At 52.4% G+C, this 17,819-nt stretch carries 20 protein-coding genes; 18 read left to right on the top strand and 2 right to left on the bottom strand.

Annotated features, from left to right (window positions below; all coding sequences use genetic code 11):
• Positions 1-47: 47 nt before the first annotated feature.
• The 8 genes from DWZ44_RS02390 to DWZ44_RS02425 all read left to right on the top strand — a co-directional run bounded on the left by DWZ44_RS02390 (position 48) and on the right by DWZ44_RS02425 (position 6,200).
• Positions 48-503: a putative ABC transporter permease gene (locus DWZ44_RS02390; RefSeq protein ID WP_158565816.1), complete on the top strand. Its 456-nt coding sequence runs from the start codon at positions 48-50 to the stop codon at positions 501-503.
• A 28-nt stretch (positions 504-531) separates the two neighbouring features.
• On the top strand, positions 532-2,481 hold the full coding sequence (locus DWZ44_RS02395; RefSeq protein WP_117801465.1) for a fructose-1,6-bisphosphatase: 1,950 nt from the start codon (positions 532-534) through the stop codon (positions 2,479-2,481).
• A 100-nt stretch (positions 2,482-2,581) separates the two neighbouring features.
• Positions 2,582-3,631, top strand: a complete 1,050-nt coding sequence (locus DWZ44_RS02400; protein ID WP_022462093.1) for an L-threonylcarbamoyladenylate synthase — start codon at positions 2,582-2,584, stop codon at positions 3,629-3,631.
• Positions 3,632-3,633: 2 nt separating this feature from the next.
• Entirely contained in the window at positions 3,634-4,092 is a 459-nt protein-coding gene (locus tag DWZ44_RS02405; protein WP_055218690.1) for an arsenate reductase/protein-tyrosine-phosphatase family protein, read from the top strand.
• On the top strand, positions 4,089-4,532 hold the full coding sequence (rpiB, locus tag DWZ44_RS02410; RefSeq protein WP_055218692.1) for a ribose 5-phosphate isomerase B: 444 nt from the start codon (positions 4,089-4,091) through the stop codon (positions 4,530-4,532). The genes DWZ44_RS02405 and rpiB overlap by 4 nt, the downstream gene beginning before the upstream one ends.
• Positions 4,533-4,556: 24 nt before the next feature.
• The gene (gene upp, locus DWZ44_RS02415; protein ID WP_022462095.1) at positions 4,557-5,186 is read left to right on the top strand and encodes a uracil phosphoribosyltransferase; all 630 of its coding nucleotides are present in this window, start codon (positions 4,557-4,559) and stop codon (positions 5,184-5,186) included.
• A 43-nt stretch (positions 5,187-5,229) separates the two neighbouring features.
• Complete coding sequence (locus DWZ44_RS02420; RefSeq protein ID WP_022462096.1) at positions 5,230-5,718, top strand: deoxycytidylate deaminase; 489 nt, start codon at positions 5,230-5,232, stop codon at positions 5,716-5,718.
• Between the two features lie 185 nt (positions 5,719-5,903).
• Entirely contained in the window at positions 5,904-6,200 is a 297-nt protein-coding gene (locus DWZ44_RS02425; RefSeq protein ID WP_117804135.1) for a glycoside hydrolase family 30 beta sandwich domain-containing protein, read from the top strand.
• A gap of 75 nt (positions 6,201-6,275) precedes the next feature.
• Here the strand turns inward: DWZ44_RS02425 and DWZ44_RS02430 are convergent, their stop codons facing one another.
• A complete protein-coding gene (locus DWZ44_RS02430; RefSeq protein ID WP_158565817.1) occupies positions 6,276-7,685 on the bottom strand; it encodes an AI-2E family transporter in 1,410 nt (469 codons plus the stop codon).
• A gap of 141 nt (positions 7,686-7,826) precedes the next feature.
• On the opposite strand from DWZ44_RS02430, the gene DWZ44_RS02435 reads away from it, so the two are divergent.
• The gene (locus DWZ44_RS02435; protein WP_117804137.1) at positions 7,827-9,155 is read left to right on the top strand and encodes a CCA tRNA nucleotidyltransferase; all 1,329 of its coding nucleotides are present in this window, start codon (positions 7,827-7,829) and stop codon (positions 9,153-9,155) included.
• Positions 9,156-9,227: 72 nt separating this feature from the next.
• Here DWZ44_RS02435 and DWZ44_RS02440 read toward each other — a convergent pair whose 3' ends face one another.
• Positions 9,228-11,093, bottom strand: coding sequence for a beta-N-acetylhexosaminidase (locus tag DWZ44_RS02440; RefSeq protein WP_117804138.1), 1,866 nt, complete (start codon positions 11,091-11,093; stop codon positions 9,228-9,230).
• 248 nt (positions 11,094-11,341) lie between these two features.
• Between DWZ44_RS02440 and DWZ44_RS02445 the strand changes: the two genes are divergently transcribed.
• The 9 genes from DWZ44_RS02445 (at position 11,342) to hpt (ending at position 17,815) form a co-directional block, all read left to right on the top strand.
• Positions 11,342-12,319, top strand: coding sequence for a phosphotransferase (locus DWZ44_RS02445; protein ID WP_117509466.1), 978 nt, complete (start codon positions 11,342-11,344; stop codon positions 12,317-12,319).
• Between the two features lie 241 nt (positions 12,320-12,560).
• Complete coding sequence (locus tag DWZ44_RS02450) at positions 12,561-12,833, top strand: HU family DNA-binding protein (protein ID WP_022462103.1); 273 nt, start codon at positions 12,561-12,563, stop codon at positions 12,831-12,833.
• A 10-nt stretch (positions 12,834-12,843) separates the two neighbouring features.
• A complete protein-coding gene (locus DWZ44_RS02455) occupies positions 12,844-13,083 on the top strand; it encodes an RNA-binding S4 domain-containing protein (protein ID WP_022462104.1) in 240 nt (79 codons plus the stop codon).
• A gap of 87 nt (positions 13,084-13,170) precedes the next feature.
• Entirely contained in the window at positions 13,171-13,449 is a 279-nt protein-coding gene (gene yabP / locus DWZ44_RS02460; protein WP_330410109.1) for a sporulation protein YabP, read from the top strand.
• Positions 13,450-13,451: 2 nt separating this feature from the next.
• The gene (yabQ, locus tag DWZ44_RS02465) at positions 13,452-13,859 is read left to right on the top strand and encodes a spore cortex biosynthesis protein YabQ (RefSeq protein WP_117761106.1); all 408 of its coding nucleotides are present in this window, start codon (positions 13,452-13,454) and stop codon (positions 13,857-13,859) included.
• A gap of 100 nt (positions 13,860-13,959) precedes the next feature.
• A complete protein-coding gene (locus DWZ44_RS02470) occupies positions 13,960-14,289 on the top strand; it encodes an FtsB family cell division protein (RefSeq protein ID WP_117761108.1) in 330 nt (109 codons plus the stop codon).
• A 74-nt stretch (positions 14,290-14,363) separates the two neighbouring features.
• A complete protein-coding gene (locus tag DWZ44_RS02475) occupies positions 14,364-15,845 on the top strand; it encodes a SpoIIE family protein phosphatase (protein ID WP_055218705.1) in 1,482 nt (493 codons plus the stop codon).
• Between the two features lie 15 nt (positions 15,846-15,860).
• On the top strand, positions 15,861-17,282 hold the full coding sequence (gene tilS, locus DWZ44_RS02480; protein ID WP_117804139.1) for a tRNA lysidine(34) synthetase TilS: 1,422 nt from the start codon (positions 15,861-15,863) through the stop codon (positions 17,280-17,282).
• Positions 17,279-17,815: a hypoxanthine phosphoribosyltransferase gene (gene hpt, locus DWZ44_RS02485; RefSeq protein WP_022462110.1), complete on the top strand. Its 537-nt coding sequence runs from the start codon at positions 17,279-17,281 to the stop codon at positions 17,813-17,815. Before tilS ends, hpt begins: the two co-directional genes overlap by 4 nt.
• The last annotated feature ends 4 nt before the right edge of the window (positions 17,816-17,819 follow it).

Below are 17,819 nucleotides of genomic sequence, written 5' to 3' on the forward strand. Positions count from 1 at the left end.
ACTGGGAATAAGAGAAAAGATTCTCAATTAGAATGGGAGAAAAACGAATGAAAGCGAAGAAGTATCTGCTGTTTTTTCTTTTGGGCTACTGCATTTATATTGCCATCGAAGTCACCTACCGGGGTTACAGCTTCCGCCTGATGGGTATTGCCGGAGGACTGTCCCTTGCAGGAATCGGAATGCTGGAAGACGCCGGGCTGCGCCGCTTTCCGCTGGCGTTTCAGATGATGGTATCCGCCGTCCTGATTACGGCCATTGAACTGTATTCGGGAATGTTTTCCCTGCAGGTGCTGCATTACCGTATGTGGGACTACAGTGCGCTGCCGTTTTCCTTCTGCGATGGGCTGATCTGCCCGTGGTTTTTCGGGATCTGGTATCTGCTCTCGGCAGTGGGAATTTTTCTCACAGATTATGTGAGCTATTATATTTTCCACGAGGGGACGCACCCGATGTATCGAAAGAAGAAAAAGGGTTGTGTCGAAGGGGAGTTCGTTATAAAATAAGAAAAAACAACCCAGGCAGGAGGTCCTCATGGAAAACGAAAAAAATTATCTGGAATATCTCGCAGAATTGTACCCGACCATCGAAAAAGCAGCGACCGAAATCATCAATCTGCAGTCCGTTATCAACCTTCCCAAAGGCACGGAGCATTTCCTTTCGGATATTCATGGCGAATACGAAGCCTTTTCTCATGTACTCCGCAACGGTTCCGGTGCCGTGCGAAAGAAGATTGACGATGTCTTCGGCCACACGCTCGGCATTTCGGAAAAACGTGCGCTTGCAACCCTTATCTATTACCCGAGAGAGCGCCTGGAGATGGAGAAAAAGCAGCAGGAGGACATCGATGACTGGTACAAGGTCATGCTGTACCGCCTGATCGACGTCTGCAAAATCGTTTCTTCCAAATACACCCGTGCCAAAGTGCGGAAAGCCCTGCCGGCGGATTATGGCTATATCATCGAGGAGCTGATCACCGAAAAGCCGGAGGTGCTCGACAAAGAAGCATACTACGAGGCGATCATCCAGACTATCCTCGAAATCGGAAGCGCCGAGAACTTCATCATTGCCGTGGCAGAGCTGATTCAGCGGCTCGTTGTTGATCATCTCCACATCATCGGCGACATCTTTGACCGCGGTCCGGAGCCGTATAAAATCATGGACTGCCTGATGAATTACCATTCCCTCGATATCCAGTGGGGCAACCACGATGTGCTCTGGATGGGCGCTGCGACCGGCCAGCCGGCGTGCGTGGCCAGCACGATCCGCATCTGCCTCCACTACGGCAATCTCGATGTGCTGGAGGACGGCTACGGCATCAATATGCTTCCGCTTGCCACCTTTGCTCTCGAGACGTACGGCGATGATCCGTGCGAATGCTTTGCCGCAAAAGGCGGCGAGGACAGCGGAAATTCCCAGCAGATGCTGGAGCGCCGCATGCACAAGGCCATCACCGTAATGCAGTTAAAGCTCGAGAACCGTCTGATCCGTGAGAACCCGGAGTACGGCATGGAAAACCGCCGTCTGCTGGAAAAGATCGATTACCAGAACGGAACGGTGACGATGGGGGAGAAAACGTATGCTCTGCGCGACAAGAGCTTTCCGACGATCGACCCGGCGCATCCGGACGAGCTGACAGAAAAAGAGGCAGAAGTGCTCGATAAGCTGATCTTCGCCTTCCGAAACAGCGAAAAACTGCAGGCGCACGTCGATTTCCTGCTCAAAAAAGGAAGCCTCTACCGCGTCTACAATGGAAATCTGCTGTACCACGGCTGCATGCCGATGAATGAGGACGGCACCTTAAAAGAGGTACAGGTCGACGGAAAGAAATACAAGGGAAAAGCACTGTACGATATCCTCGAGCACAACGTGCGCCGCGCATTTGTAAGCCGCGATCCGAAAAAACGGGAGCAGGGCCGCAATACGCTGTGGTATCTGTGGACCGCGCCGAATTCCCCGCTGTACGGCCGCGACAAGATGACAACATTTGAGCGGTATTTCCTCGCAGAAAAAGAGACCTGGACCGAGGTGAAAAACGCGTATTACCGCCTGATCGAGAAAGAGGAGACGGCGGACCGGATCTTACAGGAGTTCGGGCTTGCCGGTGAAAATGTACATATTATCAACGGCCACGTCCCGGTACACCAGAGTGCCGGTGAAAGCCCGGTCAAATGCGGCGGCAAGGTGCTGATCATCGACGGCGGCTTCTGCAGGGCGTACCACAAAGAAACCGGCATCGCAGGTTACACGCTGATTTACAACTCGTACGGCCTCAGCCTCACCGCGCACGAGCCGTTTGAATCGACGGAAAAAGCAATCCAGGAGGAGAAGGATATTGTCTCCCGCCAGGTGGCGGTGCGGTACAACATGAAGCGCCAGTTAGTCGGCGATACGGATCAGGGACGGCAGATCCGGCAGCGCATCCGTGAATTAAAGGAACTGATCGAGGCGTACCGCACGGCTCAGTTAAAAGAGCTTCTTTAAATCAAGGGTTTTCAACTGCGCCGGAAAATGGTATAATCAAAACAGTGTGCGCAGATGGAAACACTGTGCGCTGGAACAGATGGAAAGAAGGAAGAAACATATGAGGGCATGGATTGCCAGGATGACAGAAGATAACATAGATCAGAGCGCGATCGAAAAAGCAGGAGAGATTCTGAAAAACGGCGGTCTGGCGGCATTCCCGACCGAGACCGTATATGGTCTTGGCGGAAATGCGCTGGATGCCAAAGCTTCCGAGAAAATTTATGCGGCAAAGGGCCGTCCATCGGACAACCCGCTGATCGTCCACATCGGAAGAATGGAGGACCTCGAAACCGTAGCGGCAAACGTGCCGGAGAGTGCACGCAAACTGGCAGCCGCATGCTGGCCGGGACCGCTGACGATGATTTTTGAGAAAACAAATGCCGTTCCGCTCGAGACGACGGGAGGCCTTACCTCCGTAGCCGTGCGCTACCCGAGCAACAAAGTGGCAAACGCACTGATCTTAGCCGGAGGCGGCTTCATCGCTGCGCCGAGCGCCAATACATCAGGCCGGCCGAGCCCGACGAAAGCCGAGCATGTGATCGAGGACCTTGGGGACAAAATTGACTGTATCATCGACGGAGGAGACGCCGAGATCGGCCTCGAATCCACCATCGTCGATTTTACAGAGGAGATTCCGACGATTCTCCGCCCGGGCTATTACAACAAAGAGATGCTGGAAAAAGTGCTTGGAACCGTGCGTGTCGATCCGGGAATCCTTGCGGAGGACAGCCATGTGCGTCCGAAGGCACCGGGCATGCGCTACAAACATTATGCGCCGAAGGCAGACCTTACGATTATCCAGGGCGAGATGGAACGGGTGATTCCGGAAATCAACCGCCTTGCCGCAGAACAGGAAAAGGCAGGAAAGAAAGTGGGCGTAATCTGCACCGATGAGACACGGGAGCAGTACACCACAGGAGATATCAAGAGCATCGGGCTGCGCGCCGAAGATGAGACGATCGCGCATCACCTGTTTGCGATTCTGCGCGACTTCGATGAGGACGGCGTGGAAGTGATTTATTCCGAGGCTTTCGACACCCCGCGTATGGGGCAGGCGATCATGAACCGCCTGTTAAAAGCCGCAGGCCACAAAGTAGCAGAGGTATAACAGTGAAACATTACAGCAGGATTTTATTTGTGGACGCGGACGATACCGCGCGCGCACCGATGGCGAAGGCGATTCTGCAGAGCAAAGAGCTTCCGTGGCCGATGGAAATTGGTTCCCGCGGGCTTGTCGTTCTGTTTCCGCAGCCGGTCAACCAGAAGGTAGAGGCAGTGCTTGCGCGCAACGGGCTTTCGGCCAAAGACCACACCACCACACCGCTTACCGCGGAGGACATCAACGACGACACGCTGCTTCTTGTGATGGAGGACAGTCAGAGGGAAAAGATCCGTGAGGACTTCCCGGATGCGCCCCATCTGCAGACGATCGCCGGATTTCTGCGGCTGGCAGGAGACATCCCCGCCCTTTACGGGGAACCGCTTACCGAATACGGAAAATGTTATGAAGCGCTGGAATTCCTGATTGAAGGTGTTCTTGCGCGGCTGAAAGAGGAGGAAGAACAATGATAGCTTTAGGATGCGACCACGGCGGATATGAGCTGATGCAGGAGGTAAAAGCATATCTGGACAAACAGGGACTGGAATATCAGGACTTCGGATGCTACAGCAACGAGGCAGTTGATTATCCGGTTTACGCCAGAAAAGTAGGCCATGCGATCCAAAACGGAACGTGTGATAAGGGAATCCTGATCTGCGGAACCGGAATCGGCATTTCTATCACGGCAAACAAAATGGAAGGAATCCGTGCAGCACTCTGCACCGACTGCTTCTGCGCAGAGGCAACCCGCCTGCACAACGATGCCAACGTACTGGCGATGGGAGGACGTGTTGTAGGCCCTGGCCTTGCAATCAAAATCGTAGAAACCTTCCTGAACACTCCATTTTCCGGAGAAGAGCGTCACGAACGCCGTATTCACTTGATTGAGCATGAAGGCGAAAATGAATAAATTTTAAACAAAGGAGAAGGGAAAATGGCAAGAACAGTCATCATGGATCACCCGCTGATCCAGCACAAAATCGGTATTATCAGAAAGAAAGACACAAGCTCCAAGGAGTTCCGCGAGATGATCAGCGAAATTGCAATGCTGATGTGCTACGAGGCAACCAGAGAGCTGCCGCTCACAGACGTTGAAATTGAAACCCCGATCTGCAAAACAACCGTAAAAGAGCTCGAAGGAAAGAAAATGGCAGTTGTGCCGATCCTCCGTGCCGGTCTTGGTATGGTAGAAGGTATGCTGGCTATGATTCCGGCAGCAAAAATCGGACACATCGGTCTGTACCGTGATCCGGAAACCCTGGCACCGGTTGAGTATTACTGCAAACTTCCGTCAGACATCGCAAGCCGTGAAGTATTTGTAACCGACCCGATGCTGGCAACCGGCGGTTCTGCAACGGCAGCCATCACCATGCTGAAAGAAAAAGGCGCAAAGAAGATCCACTTCATGTGCATCATCGCATCTCCGGAAGGAATCGAGAAAATGCATGAGGTTCACCCGGATGTCGATGTTTTCGTCGGAGCACTGGATGACCATCTGAACGAGCACGGCTACATTGTACCAGGCCTCGGCGATGCCGGAGACCGTATCTTCGGTACGAAATAAGAGCGGAAGCAAAGTACGTTAAGAAAACACAGGGGAAATGGGTATGAGCGATAAACGAGAGGATTATATTTCCTGGGATGAATATTTCATGGCAGTTGCCCAGCTTGCCGGTATGCGCTCGAAGGATCCGCACACACAGGTGGGAGCCTGCATTGTGAGCGAGGACAACAAGATTCTGTCCATGGGATACAACGGTTTCCCGAGAGGCTGCTCGGACGACGAGTTCCCGTGGGGAAAGACAAGTGAAAATCCGCTGGAAAACAAGTATCTTTACACAACGCACAGTGAACTGAACGCCATCCTGAATTACCGCGGCGGAAGCCTCGAGGGAGCCAAGCTGTATGTGACATTGTTCCCATGCAATGAGTGCTGCAAGGCGATTATCCAGGCGGGAATCAAAACGGTGATCTACGACTGCGACAAGTACGCGGACACCCCGTCCGTGATCGCATCGAAACGGATGATGAAGGCGTCCGGAGTCACTTTTCAGAAATACCACCGCACAGGGCGGGAAATTACCATGTCCCTGTAGCAGAAAAGATAATAGAAGGAGCGCGCCTGAACGAACAGAAAGTTCAGACGCGCTTCGTCTGTATACACGAAAAGACAAGAAACGGGAGGGCACCATGGAGAGCAATTTCGAATGGATTACGGCAAACGGGGATATCGGCATCCGCTTTTTTTCACAGCATCGACGACGGCCCGCGCCACGTACCGATGGGATTCACCTCAGGTCTGATTGTGGATGATGATTTCCATTACCGCAAACCGATCATGTACCACTACATCGGCCATATTTCCAAATATATTGCTCCGGGTGCAAAACGCATCGGCTGGAGCAAATACGGAGCAAACCTGGATGTAACGGCCGCAGTCAATCCGGACGGAAGCTACGTTGTGATCCTGCTGAACCGCACAAAAGAGGATTCCGGCTGCTTCCTGCGTGTCAACGGACATATCATGCGTGTCGATCTTCCGGCAGAGACACTCAGCACGGTTGTAATCGAGAAATAAAAAGCAAAAATAAAAAAATGCCTTCTGTGCAGAATGGAAACAGTCTGCACAGAAGGCATTTTTGTAAGATACGATTTATTTTTGATCGGAATCGGAAGAATCTGAGTTTTTCTCTTCGGTCGAAGGCTTTGCCGGTGTATACGGCGCATCAACCGGAGACTCTTCCGTGGCCAGCTTTGTCAGCGCTTTGCGCAGCCGGTAGCCCGGGAAGTGGAAGACTTCGGCCTCGTCGATCTTCTTTTTCTGATATGGGATCGCCTGTCTCGTTTCAGGATCAATGTGGTCCATGTGGAAGTAAAACGCATCGTCATCCGGCAGGTGATGTTTTTCAAGACGACGGTTGGCGAAGTTGCGGCAGACCGTGCAGATAATGGCACAGACCGGAACGGCGATGATCATGCCAAAGACACCCCAGAAGCCGCCGCCGATCAGAATCGAGATGATGATAAGGAAGCTGGACACACCGGTCGTCTCGCCGAGGATTTTCGGCCCTAAGAAGTTTCCGTCAAACTGCTGCAGGAGAACGACGAAAATCAGGAAATACAGTGCCTGCAGAGGGTCGATCAGAAGGATCAGCAGAAGACACGGAACGGCGCCGAGGAACGGGCCGAAAAACGGAATGATATTCGTCACACCGATGATTACGCTGACCAGCAGTGCGTACGGGGTGCCGATCAGGCTCGTCACAAGATAGCAGATGGCACCGATGATGATCGAATCGATGACTTTTCCAACGAGGAATCCGCTGAATTCCTGGTTCACATACTGGCAGTCGCGGATCACGGCATTTCCGTGATCCAGACCGAGCAGCGCGTAGACTGCTTTTTTCAGCTTGGCAATGTAGCTTTCCTTGTTGTACAGCATGTAGATCGCAACGATCGCGCCAAGCAGAATGTTTTTGAAAAACGTAACCATGTTGACGAGCTGTCCGGAGAGGTTCAGAAGGAACGTACGGAGCATCGGCATCAGGTCATTGGTCAGCCAGTTGGAAAGCTTTGCGGAGAACATGGAGATGTACTGGTCTGCCGTCTGCTGCATCTCCGGGTAATTCGCCAGCACTTTTGTGGCAAAATCCTGAATGTTGTTTGCATAGTTGGAGAAGTTGGAGACAATGTTTGTGATACTTGAGAACAGCTCCGGGATCAGGGTCGCAATGAGTCCGTACAGCGCGAAAAGCATGGCGACGTACGTCAGAAGAATCAAAAGCGCCCGCGCAAGCTTTTTGCAGCGTACCGACTGTGTTTTTCCGTGGCGGGCGAAGAGTCTGGCGATGATCCGCTGTTCTATGAAGTTAATGATCGGGCTGATCACATAGGCGAGAATCAGGGCTGCAATCAGGGGGGAGAGAATGTCGAGAACATTGTGAAAGGCGGTCCGCACAGAAGTCTGGTGGAAGAGCAGGTAGTAAAAAATCATGGACGCTGCAAGTACCAGAAAGGCAGTAACGCCGGCCCGGACATATTTTCGGTAACGATCCAGTTTCATAAAAATGTAAATCCCCTTTCGAATTTTATTAACCTCTATTATACACATGCAATCCCCAAAATACAACCGCAACCACACTTGCGGGAAAAAAAGGAAACTGCTATACTGGAAAAGCAGATTTAGAAAAAGGAGATAACAAATTTGAAGATAAAAATGCCGCCAAGCGTAAATATGGTAATCGATTCCCTGCATGCGAAAGGCTTCGAGGCGTACGCGGTCGGAGGCTGTGTGCGCGATACGATTCTTGCGCGGGAGCCGGACGACTGGGATATTACAACCTCTGCTTCCCCACAGCAGGTAAAAGAAATTTTTGACCGCACCGTGGATACGGGACTGGAGCACGGAACGGTAACAGTTCTGGCCGGAAGCGGCGCGCACGAGGTCACGACGTACCGCATCGACGGAGAGTATGAGGACGGCCGCCATCCGAAAGAAGTGGTCTTTACCTCCAGCCTCGCCGAGGATCTGCGCCGCCGTGATTTTACGATCAATGCGATGGCATACAACAACGAAGAGGGGCTTGTGGATCTGTTCGATGGAATCAGGGATTTACAGCGCAAAGTCATCCGCTGTGTCGGAAATCCGACCGAGCGGTTCAGTGAGGATGCACTGCGGATCCTGCGCGCCCTCCGCTTTTCCGCACAGCTCGGCTTCAAACTCGATCCGGCAACACTGGATGCCATCATAGCACTCGCGCCGACGCTTGAAAAAATCAGCGCCGAGCGGATCCGTGTGGAACTGAATAAACTGCTGATCTCGAAGCGGCCGGAGTACATGGAGGCCGTTTATGAGGCGGGTATTACAAAAATTGTGCTGCCGGAGTTTGATGAACTGATGAAAACGCCGCAGAACAATCCGCACCACTGCTATAATGTCGGTGAGCACACGATTGCCGCTCTGCAGCACGTTCCGGCAGATCCGATTCTGCGCTGGACGATGCTGCTCCACGACATTGCAAAACCGGCGTGCCGCACAACGGATGAGGCCGGCATCGATCATTTTAAAGGCCACGCACCGGCGGGGGAGAAAATGGCGAAAGCGATTCTGCGCCGTCTGAAATTCGACAACGAAACCATCCGCCAGGTCGCAGCATTGATCCGCTGGCATGACTGCCGCATGGCTCCGGAGAAACCGGTGATCCGCCGTATTCTGAACAAACTCGGCCCGGAGCTGTTCGAAAAACTGATGATCGTGCAGGAAGCCGATACGATGGCCAAAAGCCTGTACCAGCGGGAGGAAACCCTGGAACGGATCGGGAAGGTAAGGGAGTGCGTCAGAGAAATTCTCGATAACGGCGACTGCTTTACGTTGAAAATGCTGGCCGTTTCCGGCAAAGATCTGATGGAACTCGGTGTCCCGAAAGGCCCGAAAATCGGCGAATGCCTGAACGCGGCGCTGGAAGAAGTGATGAAAGATCCGGCGAAGAATACAAAAGAATACCTGACAGAGTACGTAAAAACACTGCTGTAAAGCCAAAACGGCAAACAAGAGAGCCGGGGACAGAACAATCCGTCCCCGGCTCTCTTTTGTTTTTTGCTGGTTTTATGCGTTCAGATCACGCAGCAGATCCGCATACCAGCAGAACACATGGGCAATGCGGTACAGTTCGCTCTCCTTGGAGACGGTGCGCCATAGCTCTTTATAGCTGTGCAGCCACCGTTCGAGATCTCCGGCGAGTGCAAAACAGTCTTCTTTCTCCGGCAGAGTACCCTCGGAAAGAAGGGAAGCGCGCAGGAACGGCAGCAGGCGGTTCAGCACTTTCAGGCCGTCTGCGGCGAGCAGGTACGCATAGATCATCGGACGGTTCTCCGGGCGGACGGTGCCGGCTTTCTCGTACAGAACGGCGCAGAGCGCGTCGATTGAAGCATTTGCTGCATCCGCATCGCCTTCCGCGCAGGAGCGGAGCAGTTCGGCAGCCTCTTCTTTGTCCTGATGCAGTTCGAGTGCTTCCTGTACCATAACGGCAGTGCGCCACGGATACGCATCCTGATGGCAGAGAAGATCGAGCACGGAAACGAGTTTTCCGGAAGCATCACCAAATTCCAGCACGGAAATCTGGCGGTTGATTTCCTCCTCCGGCAGAATGTCTGCATTCCAGGAGAACGCCGCGCCGTAGATCATGCCGATGCGGGAGAAGTCCGGGTGATTGATGTGGCCGTAATCGCCCCAGTCAGTGTTCAGAAGTCCCATCGCATGGCATTCGTGGCCGTAGCGCGCCATTCTGGAAATGTTTTCATACGCCTCATGATACTTGTTGATGAGCTGGTTCCATCCCTGTACGCCCGGGCACACATACAGATGCTCGGCACCGGAATTGGCAAGGCGGGTCAGACGCTCCGATGAAACATTTGACGCATAATCCCAGTGGAGGCAGATCAGGTTCTTCGGCAGGAGATGATAAACTTCCGGCTCCTGGCTGATGACATCACTCCAGAACATCGGCGTGCGGCCGGATTCAGTGATATAGTTGGCAAGCTCTGTCACAAACTCGGTGTAGATGACGGTGGTTCCCTTTTCCTCGGCGAGTGCGCGGGAAGCCCCTTTTCCAAGGTCAAACGTTTCATCCGCGCAGAGATTGAAATACTTCGAGGAGAAGAGCTGCATATATTCGGAAAGAATGTGTTTGGCAAGGGAGAGGCTCTCTGGGTTTGTGATATCGAGCGTATGGTGCGCCTGGCGGTCATAGAAGGAGAACGGAGCCGAAGCAGAGCCTTCCAGTTCGCACAGATGTGCATACGATTTCGTGCAGAGCAGCTTGTACAGATGGCCGAAGCTTGCAAGCGACGGAACGAGATCAATGCCAAGTCCCTTGCAGTAGCGGTCCAGCTCGAGGATGTCCTCTGCAGTGAGCGGCGTATCGTCGCGCCACATCTCGGTCAGATCGTCGAAGAGATAGCTGTGCTCGATGTAGAGCTGAAGCTGATTGATTTTATAGAAGCTCAAGGTGGCGGCAAGCTGTTTCAGATAGGAAAGCGTCGGAACACGTCCGCGGGTCGCATCGTGGTAGAAGCCGCGGTTTTCCATGGCCGGTTTGTCGGAGATCAGGACGGTTGGAAGAACAGCACTTGCCTGGCGGATCATCTGACGGAGTGTCTGCACGCCGTAGAGAACGCCGCTTTCCAGAGATCCGCAGATCGTGATGTTTTCCGGTGTGACAGTGAGGGTATAAGCCTCACGGGATAATTCCGGAGAGGCAGTCAGATAGATCAGGTGTGATCCCACCGGCTGATGACGGCGGCAGATGGCAGGACGGAATCCCGTCTGTGTCTCAATCTCCTGCTGCAGAAGCTGTGCTGCAGAAAAAAGCTCAGCCGGGCTCTCGGAATCGAGAAAAATGCGGCTGTCATAGTGAATTGTAAAGGTGCCCTCTCCGTAGGAAAGGGAAGATGGCTGTGGTAAGAAAATCATAAAAACCCTCCTTAAAATAAAATGATTTTAGAGAACCCCATAACAGGTGTTTTTCATCCTGTCAAGTTTGGAATATTTTACCATGCGGTGAAATTAAAAACAATAAAATAAGAGAAAAAGAAAACACTTTCAACATTGCTTTTGGGATGAAAGAAAAAACAGAAACCAGTATGCATGGCACAGGGCGGATACGCATACATTGAATCGTGACCCCAAAAACGATCACAACAGGGAAAGGAGTCAGGCTCTTGTATGATTATGGATTGAGTGTGCTGTCCCATTACGGTCTTACGGCTTCCGGCACAATGCGGGTGCGGGGCGCTTTATTGTGCCACACCGAACAGGGGGATAAGCTGATCAGCGAGTTCGGGACGGCGGCGGAAAAACTGGAGCAGCGGTATCTTCTACAGTGCCGCATCACGGAGTCGGGGCTCCTGCGGTGCGATCAGATTCTGCGGAACGAAGAGGGAGCGCTTGCAACGCGCGGGGACGACGGAGGAACGTACATTGTGCGGAACTGGTACCCGGGCCGGGAATGTGAGACGGGAAACAGTGAGGATCTTATCCGCGCCTCGGATGCGCTGGCGCGGCTACATACGGCAGCTCATCTGCCGGTGAAAATGGAATACCGGAGGGAATCCATCGTGGAGGAGTGCATCCGCCACAATGTGGAAATTCGAAAGATCCGAAAGTATTTGCAGACAAAAAAGAAGAAAAATGAGTTCGAAAAACTGCTGCTGGCAAGCGCCGGTCCGTATCTGGAACAGGGAGAGCGGGCGGCCGCGGAAATGAAAGCTTCTTCCTATGAAAAACTGCGGCAGCGGGCGGACGAAGAAGGCGCCGTCTGCCACGGGGAATTCAGCCAGCACAATATTCTGCTGGAAAACGGCAGAGGCGAAACGGCGGTCAATTTCGACAAGTGGAACTTCGATCTCCAGGTGGCAGATCTTGGCTATTTTATGCGGAAAATTCTGGAAAAACACGGCTGGAGCGAGCGCGCGGCAGAACGGATTTTAAACGCCTACAGCGCCAGACGGCCGCTCGATGAGGGGGAAATCGAGACACTCCGCCTCTATCTTTCCTATCCGTGGAAATACTGGAAACTGGCAAACCGCTACTACGGAAGCAGAAAATCGTGGATATCCGGGCGGAATACGGAGAAACTAAAAACACTCAATGCGCAGCAGGCAGACTGGCTGCGGTTTGTTAAGGGATCCTTCTTTTAACCGTGCGGTGGAAAAGAGTCTGTTTTGGGCAGAAATCGCCATAAAACCGCTGGTATGGGGGACTTTTTTCTTGACAAGAGAGACGCATTAGTATATAAATATATACAGCTACGCGAAAAAGCCGGTCAACGTAACAGACTGATCATCCGGAAGAAAAACAGCCGGCAGGGCAGGTCGTGTGTATCAGCGGGCCCGCGTACCATGTAAAAAACAAATGTAAGATACAGGAGGAGTAAAACTCATGAACAAAACAGAATTAGTTGCAGCTATGGCTGAGCAGACAAATTTATCCAAAAAAGATGCAGAGGCTGCTTTAAAAGCATTTATCGATGTAGTATCTGAAGAATTAAAGAAAGGTGAGAAAGTTCAGCTGGTAGGCTTTGGTACCTTCGAAGTATCCGAAAGAGCAGCAAGAGAAGGAAGAAATCCGCAGACTGGCGAGACCATGGAAATCAAAGCTTCCAAAACTCCGAAATTCAAAGCAGGAAAAGCTTTAAAGGACATGATGAACTAAGTAAAAATCTATGCGCTTAGATAAATTTTTAAAAGTATCAAGACTGATCAAGCGGCGTACCGTAGCCAATGAAGCCTGTGATGCAGGCCGTGTCCTCGTCAACGACAGACCGGCAAAAGCATCCGCACAGGTCAAGGCAGGAGATGTACTGGAAATTCAGTTCGGAAGTAAATCCGTCAGGGTAGAAGTGCTGAATGTGCAGGAAACCGTGAAAAAAGAAGAAGCACAGGAGCTTTACCGCTACTTATAAGAAGTGCGGCAGGATTCATGTGCAGCGAATAAAAAGAGAAAACCTTCATATAATGGGTGTATAGACCATTGTATGGAGGTTTTTTGTATGGGGGAGATGAACGAACAGGCGCACCGCCTTTTGCTGGAACAGCGGAAAACACTTTCTCTTGGCGGCGTGCAGGATGTGAAAAGCTTTGATGAGAACGAAGTTCTGCTCGTGACCGTCTGCGGTGTTCTTACCATCCGCGGAAAAGAGCTGCATGTGGGCCGTCTGGAGCTGGAAAAGGGAGAGGCGGATATCGAAGGCAGCATCGACAGCCTGGTCTATACGGAACATGGGCCGCTGCAGAAGAAGGGGTCTGCGCTTGCGCGGCTGTTCCGGTAAAAATGAGTGCGTATGTCACCCGGGAGCTGATTCTGTTCGCCTGTTCCATCTGGCAGGGGGCAGTCCTGGGGTTCTGGTACGATCTGATCAAGACAGCGCGGAAACTGATCCGCCACAGCCATGTGGCGGTATCTGCAGAGGACCTCTGCTACTGGATTGCGGCAGCGCTGTATCTGTTTGTACGGATTTACGGAGAGAACAGCGGCGTTCTCCGCGGGTATCTGTTTGGCGGCATCCTTGGGGGCGCTGCATTGTACCACGCATCGTTTGGACGCTTTCTTCCGGAACTTCTGGCAAAGGGAATCAAAAAAGCAGGGCGAATCCTCGCTTTTCCAGGAAAATGGCTGGTAAAAAGTATGAAAAAACGGAGAAAAAGGTTGAAATTTCATGGGAAGAACGGTAAGATGTAACTACACATGTAAGAACAAAAGAAACAAGTCTGCGGACGAAAAACAACAGATAGTTTGGCTGCAGATGGTTGGAAAATAGAAAGCAAGGGTAAAGAAAAGAATGAAAGAAAGGGAAGAAAAGAATTCTGGCCGAAAGAAAAAAGTCAGAAAGAAGAGCTGTACAACAGAGTTCTCAATTACCATAGTCCTGTGCTGCCTGGTTGCAGTCCTTACCGTAAAGGGAATCAGCCTTCAGCAGAAGGTCAATGCAAATGCATCCCGTCTTTCCAGTCTGGACAGCCAGATTGAAGAGGAGAAGCAGCGCACCGATGATATTACCGCCTTGAAAGAATACATGCAGACCGATGAGTACATAGAAAAAACGGCAAGAGAAAAACTTGGCATGGTAAAGGATAATGAGATTTTATTTAAAGAATCCCAGTCGAAATAAACAAAACAGATAAAGAAAGGGCATGATTTCGCAGTCCCCTTTGAAGTCCAGAACAAAGAGAGGAGGAGCGGAACATGCCGGAGTGGATCATTGCCATGTTCCTGATCGGCGCATTGCTGTCAGCAGGGGACATGGCTAAAATTTTTTTGGAAGCCAGAAGAAGCCGCCGGGAAGCGGCCGTCTATGACAATCATCCGCAGAAACTGCAGATGGAGCACTACGCCGATTCGTTCCGCGTTCTGGCAGAGAGCTTTTACCAGATGCCGTCAAAAAGTGTGATGCCGGAGACGGGCCGGGTGGACAAGATTCTGGAAAAAGAACAGCAGGAAGTCTGCAGCCGCTGTGCGAAGGCGTCGTGGTGCTGGGAGCAGTACGGAAACCTGACGCGCGAGCGGTGCCAGGAACTTCTTCAGACAATCGCCGACGGGGATGAGGACGAGATCAGCCGTGCAAAAGGCGAATGGAACGCCTCCTGCCTGAACGGCTCCCGCTTTCTGGAACTGTTCTGGAACCGCTACCAGCAGGAACGCCAGACGGCGCTCTGGTCGGGGCGTGTGGCGGAGAGCCGCCGCGTGGTGGCAGAACAGTTAAGTGAAGTCGCCGGGATTATGGACCGCGCCGCGTGTGATCTGTACAGCCTCAACAGTCTGCCGGACGAGCTCTCGGAAAAAATCTGCCGCCAGATGAAGAAAAACGGGGCTTTCGTCCAGAAAATCTGGCTCCAGGAGCGGCCGAAAGAGCATTTACAGATCTATATGACGGTCAAAGCGGGCCGTCACTGCCGGATCACGCTTCGCCAGACGGCGGAACTGATCGGTTCCCTGTGCGGAATCCCGATGGTTGCGGTACGCGACGGGGCACAGGTCTTAAGCGGAGAATACCAGACGGTGCTGTTTCAGGAGGATGTGAAATTCCAGGTTCTCTACGGTGTGGGACGCATCACCAAGGAGCAGGAGAGTATCTCCGGGGACAATTACAGTGTGCTCTGCGAAAACGGCCAGTTTGTCCTCTGCCTGTCGGACGGCATGGGTTCCGGGATCGAGGCAAACAGGGAGAGCGAGACGGTGGTGGAGCTGTTTGAACAGTTCCTGCGCGCCGGATTCCCGCGGATCATGGCGGCACGGATGATCAATTCGATGCTTCTGCTGCAGCCAAAGGAAGGGATGTTTTCCACGTTTGATGTTGCTTCGATTAATCTCTACACAGGCGTCTGCAGCTTTTTGAAAGGAGGTGCATCGCCGACGTTCCTTAGGCGGGATACGTGGGTGGAGGTTGTGGAGTCGACCAGTCTTGCCGCAGGTCTCGTTTCCCAGACGGATTTTGATACCACAACGAAAAAGCTGTACGACGGTGATTACCTTGTGATGATGACGGACGGAGTGCTGGACGCGCTGCCCGGGGACAGGACGGAGCAGATGAAGCAGCTTCTTCTCGAAGTGAAAAACAGCGAGCCGCGGGAATTTGCCCGGGAGCTTTTGGAACGCGTGCTGCGCCTCGGCGGCTGCCGCGCACGGGATGATATGACGGTTCTGGTCGCCAGAATCTGGAAAAAATAGGAGTAAAAACGAAGGATGCGAGAGAAAGTAAGAGCCTTTATGGAACAGTATCATATGGTAATGGCAGGCGAACGCGTGCTGCTCGGCCTTTCCGGCGGCGCGGATTCCGTCTGCCTGTTTCATCTGCTGCGGGAACTGCAGGAGCCGCTTGGCTTTTCGCTGCTGGCTGTCCACGTCAACCATAATCTGCGCGGCGCGGAAGCCGGGCGGGATGCGGCATTTGCAGAAAATCTGTGCCGGGAATATGATGTTCCGTTCTATCTCTATTCCTGTCCCGTGGAGAAGATCGCAAAAGAAAAGCATCTCTCGACGGAGGAGGCGGGACGCGCGGCGCGGCAGGAAGTTTTTGCAGCGTGCGCAAAGGAGCAGAGGGCAGTGAAAATTGCGCTCGCCCATCACCAGGATGACGTTGCGGAGACGATGCTGCATCACCTGGCACGGGGAACGTCGCTGGCCGGACTTGCCTCCTTACGCCCCGTGCGGGGGAATGTGATCCGTCCGCTTCTCTGCGTCGGACGAAAAGAGATCCGGCAGGAACTGGAAAGCCGTAAGTGTTCCTGGTGTGAGGACAGCACGAATGCAGAGGATGCCTACACGAGGAACGGAATCCGTCACCATGTGCTGCCGTATCTGACCGAAGAGGTCAATCCGCGTGCCGCCGCGCATATGGCACAGACATCGCTGGACCTGCTGGAAACGGAGGAATATCTGGAGCAGCAGACGGATCAGCTGATGGAGCGGTATGCATCCGCAGAGAAAAATGCGGTTGTGCTGCGTGATGCGGTGAGCAGCGAAGCGCCTCTTCTGCAGCGCTACGTGATCCGGCGCGTTCTGGAACAGCTGGCGGGAAAACGGAAGGATCTTACCAGGGAGCATCTGGAATCTGTGCGGGAACTTTTTGAAAAGCAGGTCGGAAAAAGTGTCTACCTGCCGTATGGAATCACCGCCGTGCGCGGATACGAGACGCTCCGCCTGGAAAAGCAGGGAGTGCATTTAAAAGAAGAACGGAAAAGGAAAAGCGGCGAAGAAGTTCCAATTCCGGTTCCGGCCGGGTGTGAAGAGGAAAAAAGTCTCGCATTTGCAGAAAATCCAGTCACGATTGTGAAAAAAACATCGGTTTTTCCCGAAAGAATTGAAGAAAAAAAGTATACGAAATGCTTTGACTGTGATAAAATAAAAGACGGTCTTGTCCTCCGCACGAGAAGAAGCGGAGATTATCTGAGAGTAACCGCAAAAGGCGGGAAAAAGAAACTAAAAGATTATATGATTGATGCCAAGATACCGAAAGAGGAGCGGGATTCCATTCTGCTGCTCGCCGACGGACCGGAGATCTGGTGGGTCGTGGGGTATCGCAGAGGAGAGAGCGGCCGTGTCGGGGAAGACACGAAAGCAGTTCTGCAGATACAGATTGGCGTTGGTAAGGAGGAAAACAGATGAAAGAGACAATCAGAGTATTATTAAGCGAAGAAGAAGTAGACAGACGAATTAAAGAAGTAGCAGACCAGATCAACCGCGATTACGCAGGAAAAGAAGTGCACCTGATCTGCGTTTTAAAAGGCGGCGTATTCTTTATGTGCGAGCTGGCAAAACGCATCACAGTGCCGGTAAGCCTTGACTTTATGTCCGTATCAAGTTACGGCGATGACACCAAGTCCAGCGGAGTTGTCCGTATTGTAAAAGACCTGGATCAGCCGCTGGAAGGAAAAGACGTTCTGATCGTGGAGGATATCATCGATTCCGGAAGAACGCTTTACTATCTGATCGACATCCTGAAAAAGAGAAATCCGAAATCCGTACACCTGTGTACTCTGCTCGACAAGCCGGAGCGCAGAGTGCGCGATGTCAAAGTAGATTATACCTGCTTTAATATCCCGGACGAGTTCGTCGTAGGCTACGGTCTGGATTACGCACAGAAATATCGGAATCTTCCATACATCGGAGTAGTGGAGTTTCACGAAGACGAGGAGTAAAAAG

Origin of the sequence: Blautia sp. AF32-4BH, from assembly GCF_003460565.1 — a bacterium.
GTDB lineage: Bacteria > Bacillota > Clostridia > Lachnospirales > Lachnospiraceae > Fusicatenibacter > Fusicatenibacter saccharivorans.

What these genes read in the sequence shown, in the direction of transcription:
- DWZ44_RS02470 (WP_117761108.1), top strand. Translation starts at nt 13,960, where the DNA reads ATGAAAGAAAGGGAAGAAAAGAATTCTGGCCGAAAGAAAAAAGTCAGA.
- yabQ (WP_117761106.1), top strand. Translation starts at nt 13,452, where the DNA reads ATGAGTGCGTATGTCACCCGGGAGCTGATTCTGTTCGCCTGTTCCATC.
- hpt (WP_022462110.1), top strand. Translation starts at nt 17,279, where the DNA reads ATGAAAGAGACAATCAGAGTATTATTAAGCGAAGAAGAAGTAGACAGA.
- DWZ44_RS02400 (WP_022462093.1), top strand. Translation starts at nt 2,582, where the DNA reads ATGAGGGCATGGATTGCCAGGATGACAGAAGATAACATAGATCAGAGC.
- DWZ44_RS02395 (WP_117801465.1), top strand. Translation starts at nt 532, where the DNA reads ATGGAAAACGAAAAAAATTATCTGGAATATCTCGCAGAATTGTACCCG.
- DWZ44_RS02440 (WP_117804138.1), bottom strand. Translation starts at nt 11,093, where the DNA reads ATGATTTTCTTACCACAGCCATCTTCCCTTTCCTACGGAGAGGGCACC.
- DWZ44_RS02430 (WP_158565817.1), bottom strand. Translation starts at nt 7,685, where the DNA reads ATGAAACTGGATCGTTACCGAAAATATGTCCGGGCCGGCGTTACTGCC.
- upp (WP_022462095.1), top strand. Translation starts at nt 4,557, where the DNA reads ATGGCAAGAACAGTCATCATGGATCACCCGCTGATCCAGCACAAAATC.
- DWZ44_RS02455 (WP_022462104.1), top strand. Translation starts at nt 12,844, where the DNA reads ATGCGCTTAGATAAATTTTTAAAAGTATCAAGACTGATCAAGCGGCGT.
- DWZ44_RS02450 (WP_022462103.1), top strand. Translation starts at nt 12,561, where the DNA reads ATGAACAAAACAGAATTAGTTGCAGCTATGGCTGAGCAGACAAATTTA.
- DWZ44_RS02420 (WP_022462096.1), top strand. Translation starts at nt 5,230, where the DNA reads ATGAGCGATAAACGAGAGGATTATATTTCCTGGGATGAATATTTCATG.
- DWZ44_RS02425 (WP_117804135.1), top strand. Translation starts at nt 5,904, where the DNA reads ATGGGATTCACCTCAGGTCTGATTGTGGATGATGATTTCCATTACCGC.
- DWZ44_RS02475 (WP_055218705.1), top strand. Translation starts at nt 14,364, where the DNA reads ATGCCGGAGTGGATCATTGCCATGTTCCTGATCGGCGCATTGCTGTCA.
- DWZ44_RS02390 (WP_158565816.1), top strand. Translation starts at nt 48, where the DNA reads ATGAAAGCGAAGAAGTATCTGCTGTTTTTTCTTTTGGGCTACTGCATT.
- rpiB (WP_055218692.1), top strand. Translation starts at nt 4,089, where the DNA reads ATGATAGCTTTAGGATGCGACCACGGCGGATATGAGCTGATGCAGGAG.
- yabP (WP_330410109.1), top strand. Translation starts at nt 13,171, where the DNA reads ATGGGGGAGATGAACGAACAGGCGCACCGCCTTTTGCTGGAACAGCGG.
- tilS (WP_117804139.1), top strand. Translation starts at nt 15,861, where the DNA reads ATGCGAGAGAAAGTAAGAGCCTTTATGGAACAGTATCATATGGTAATG.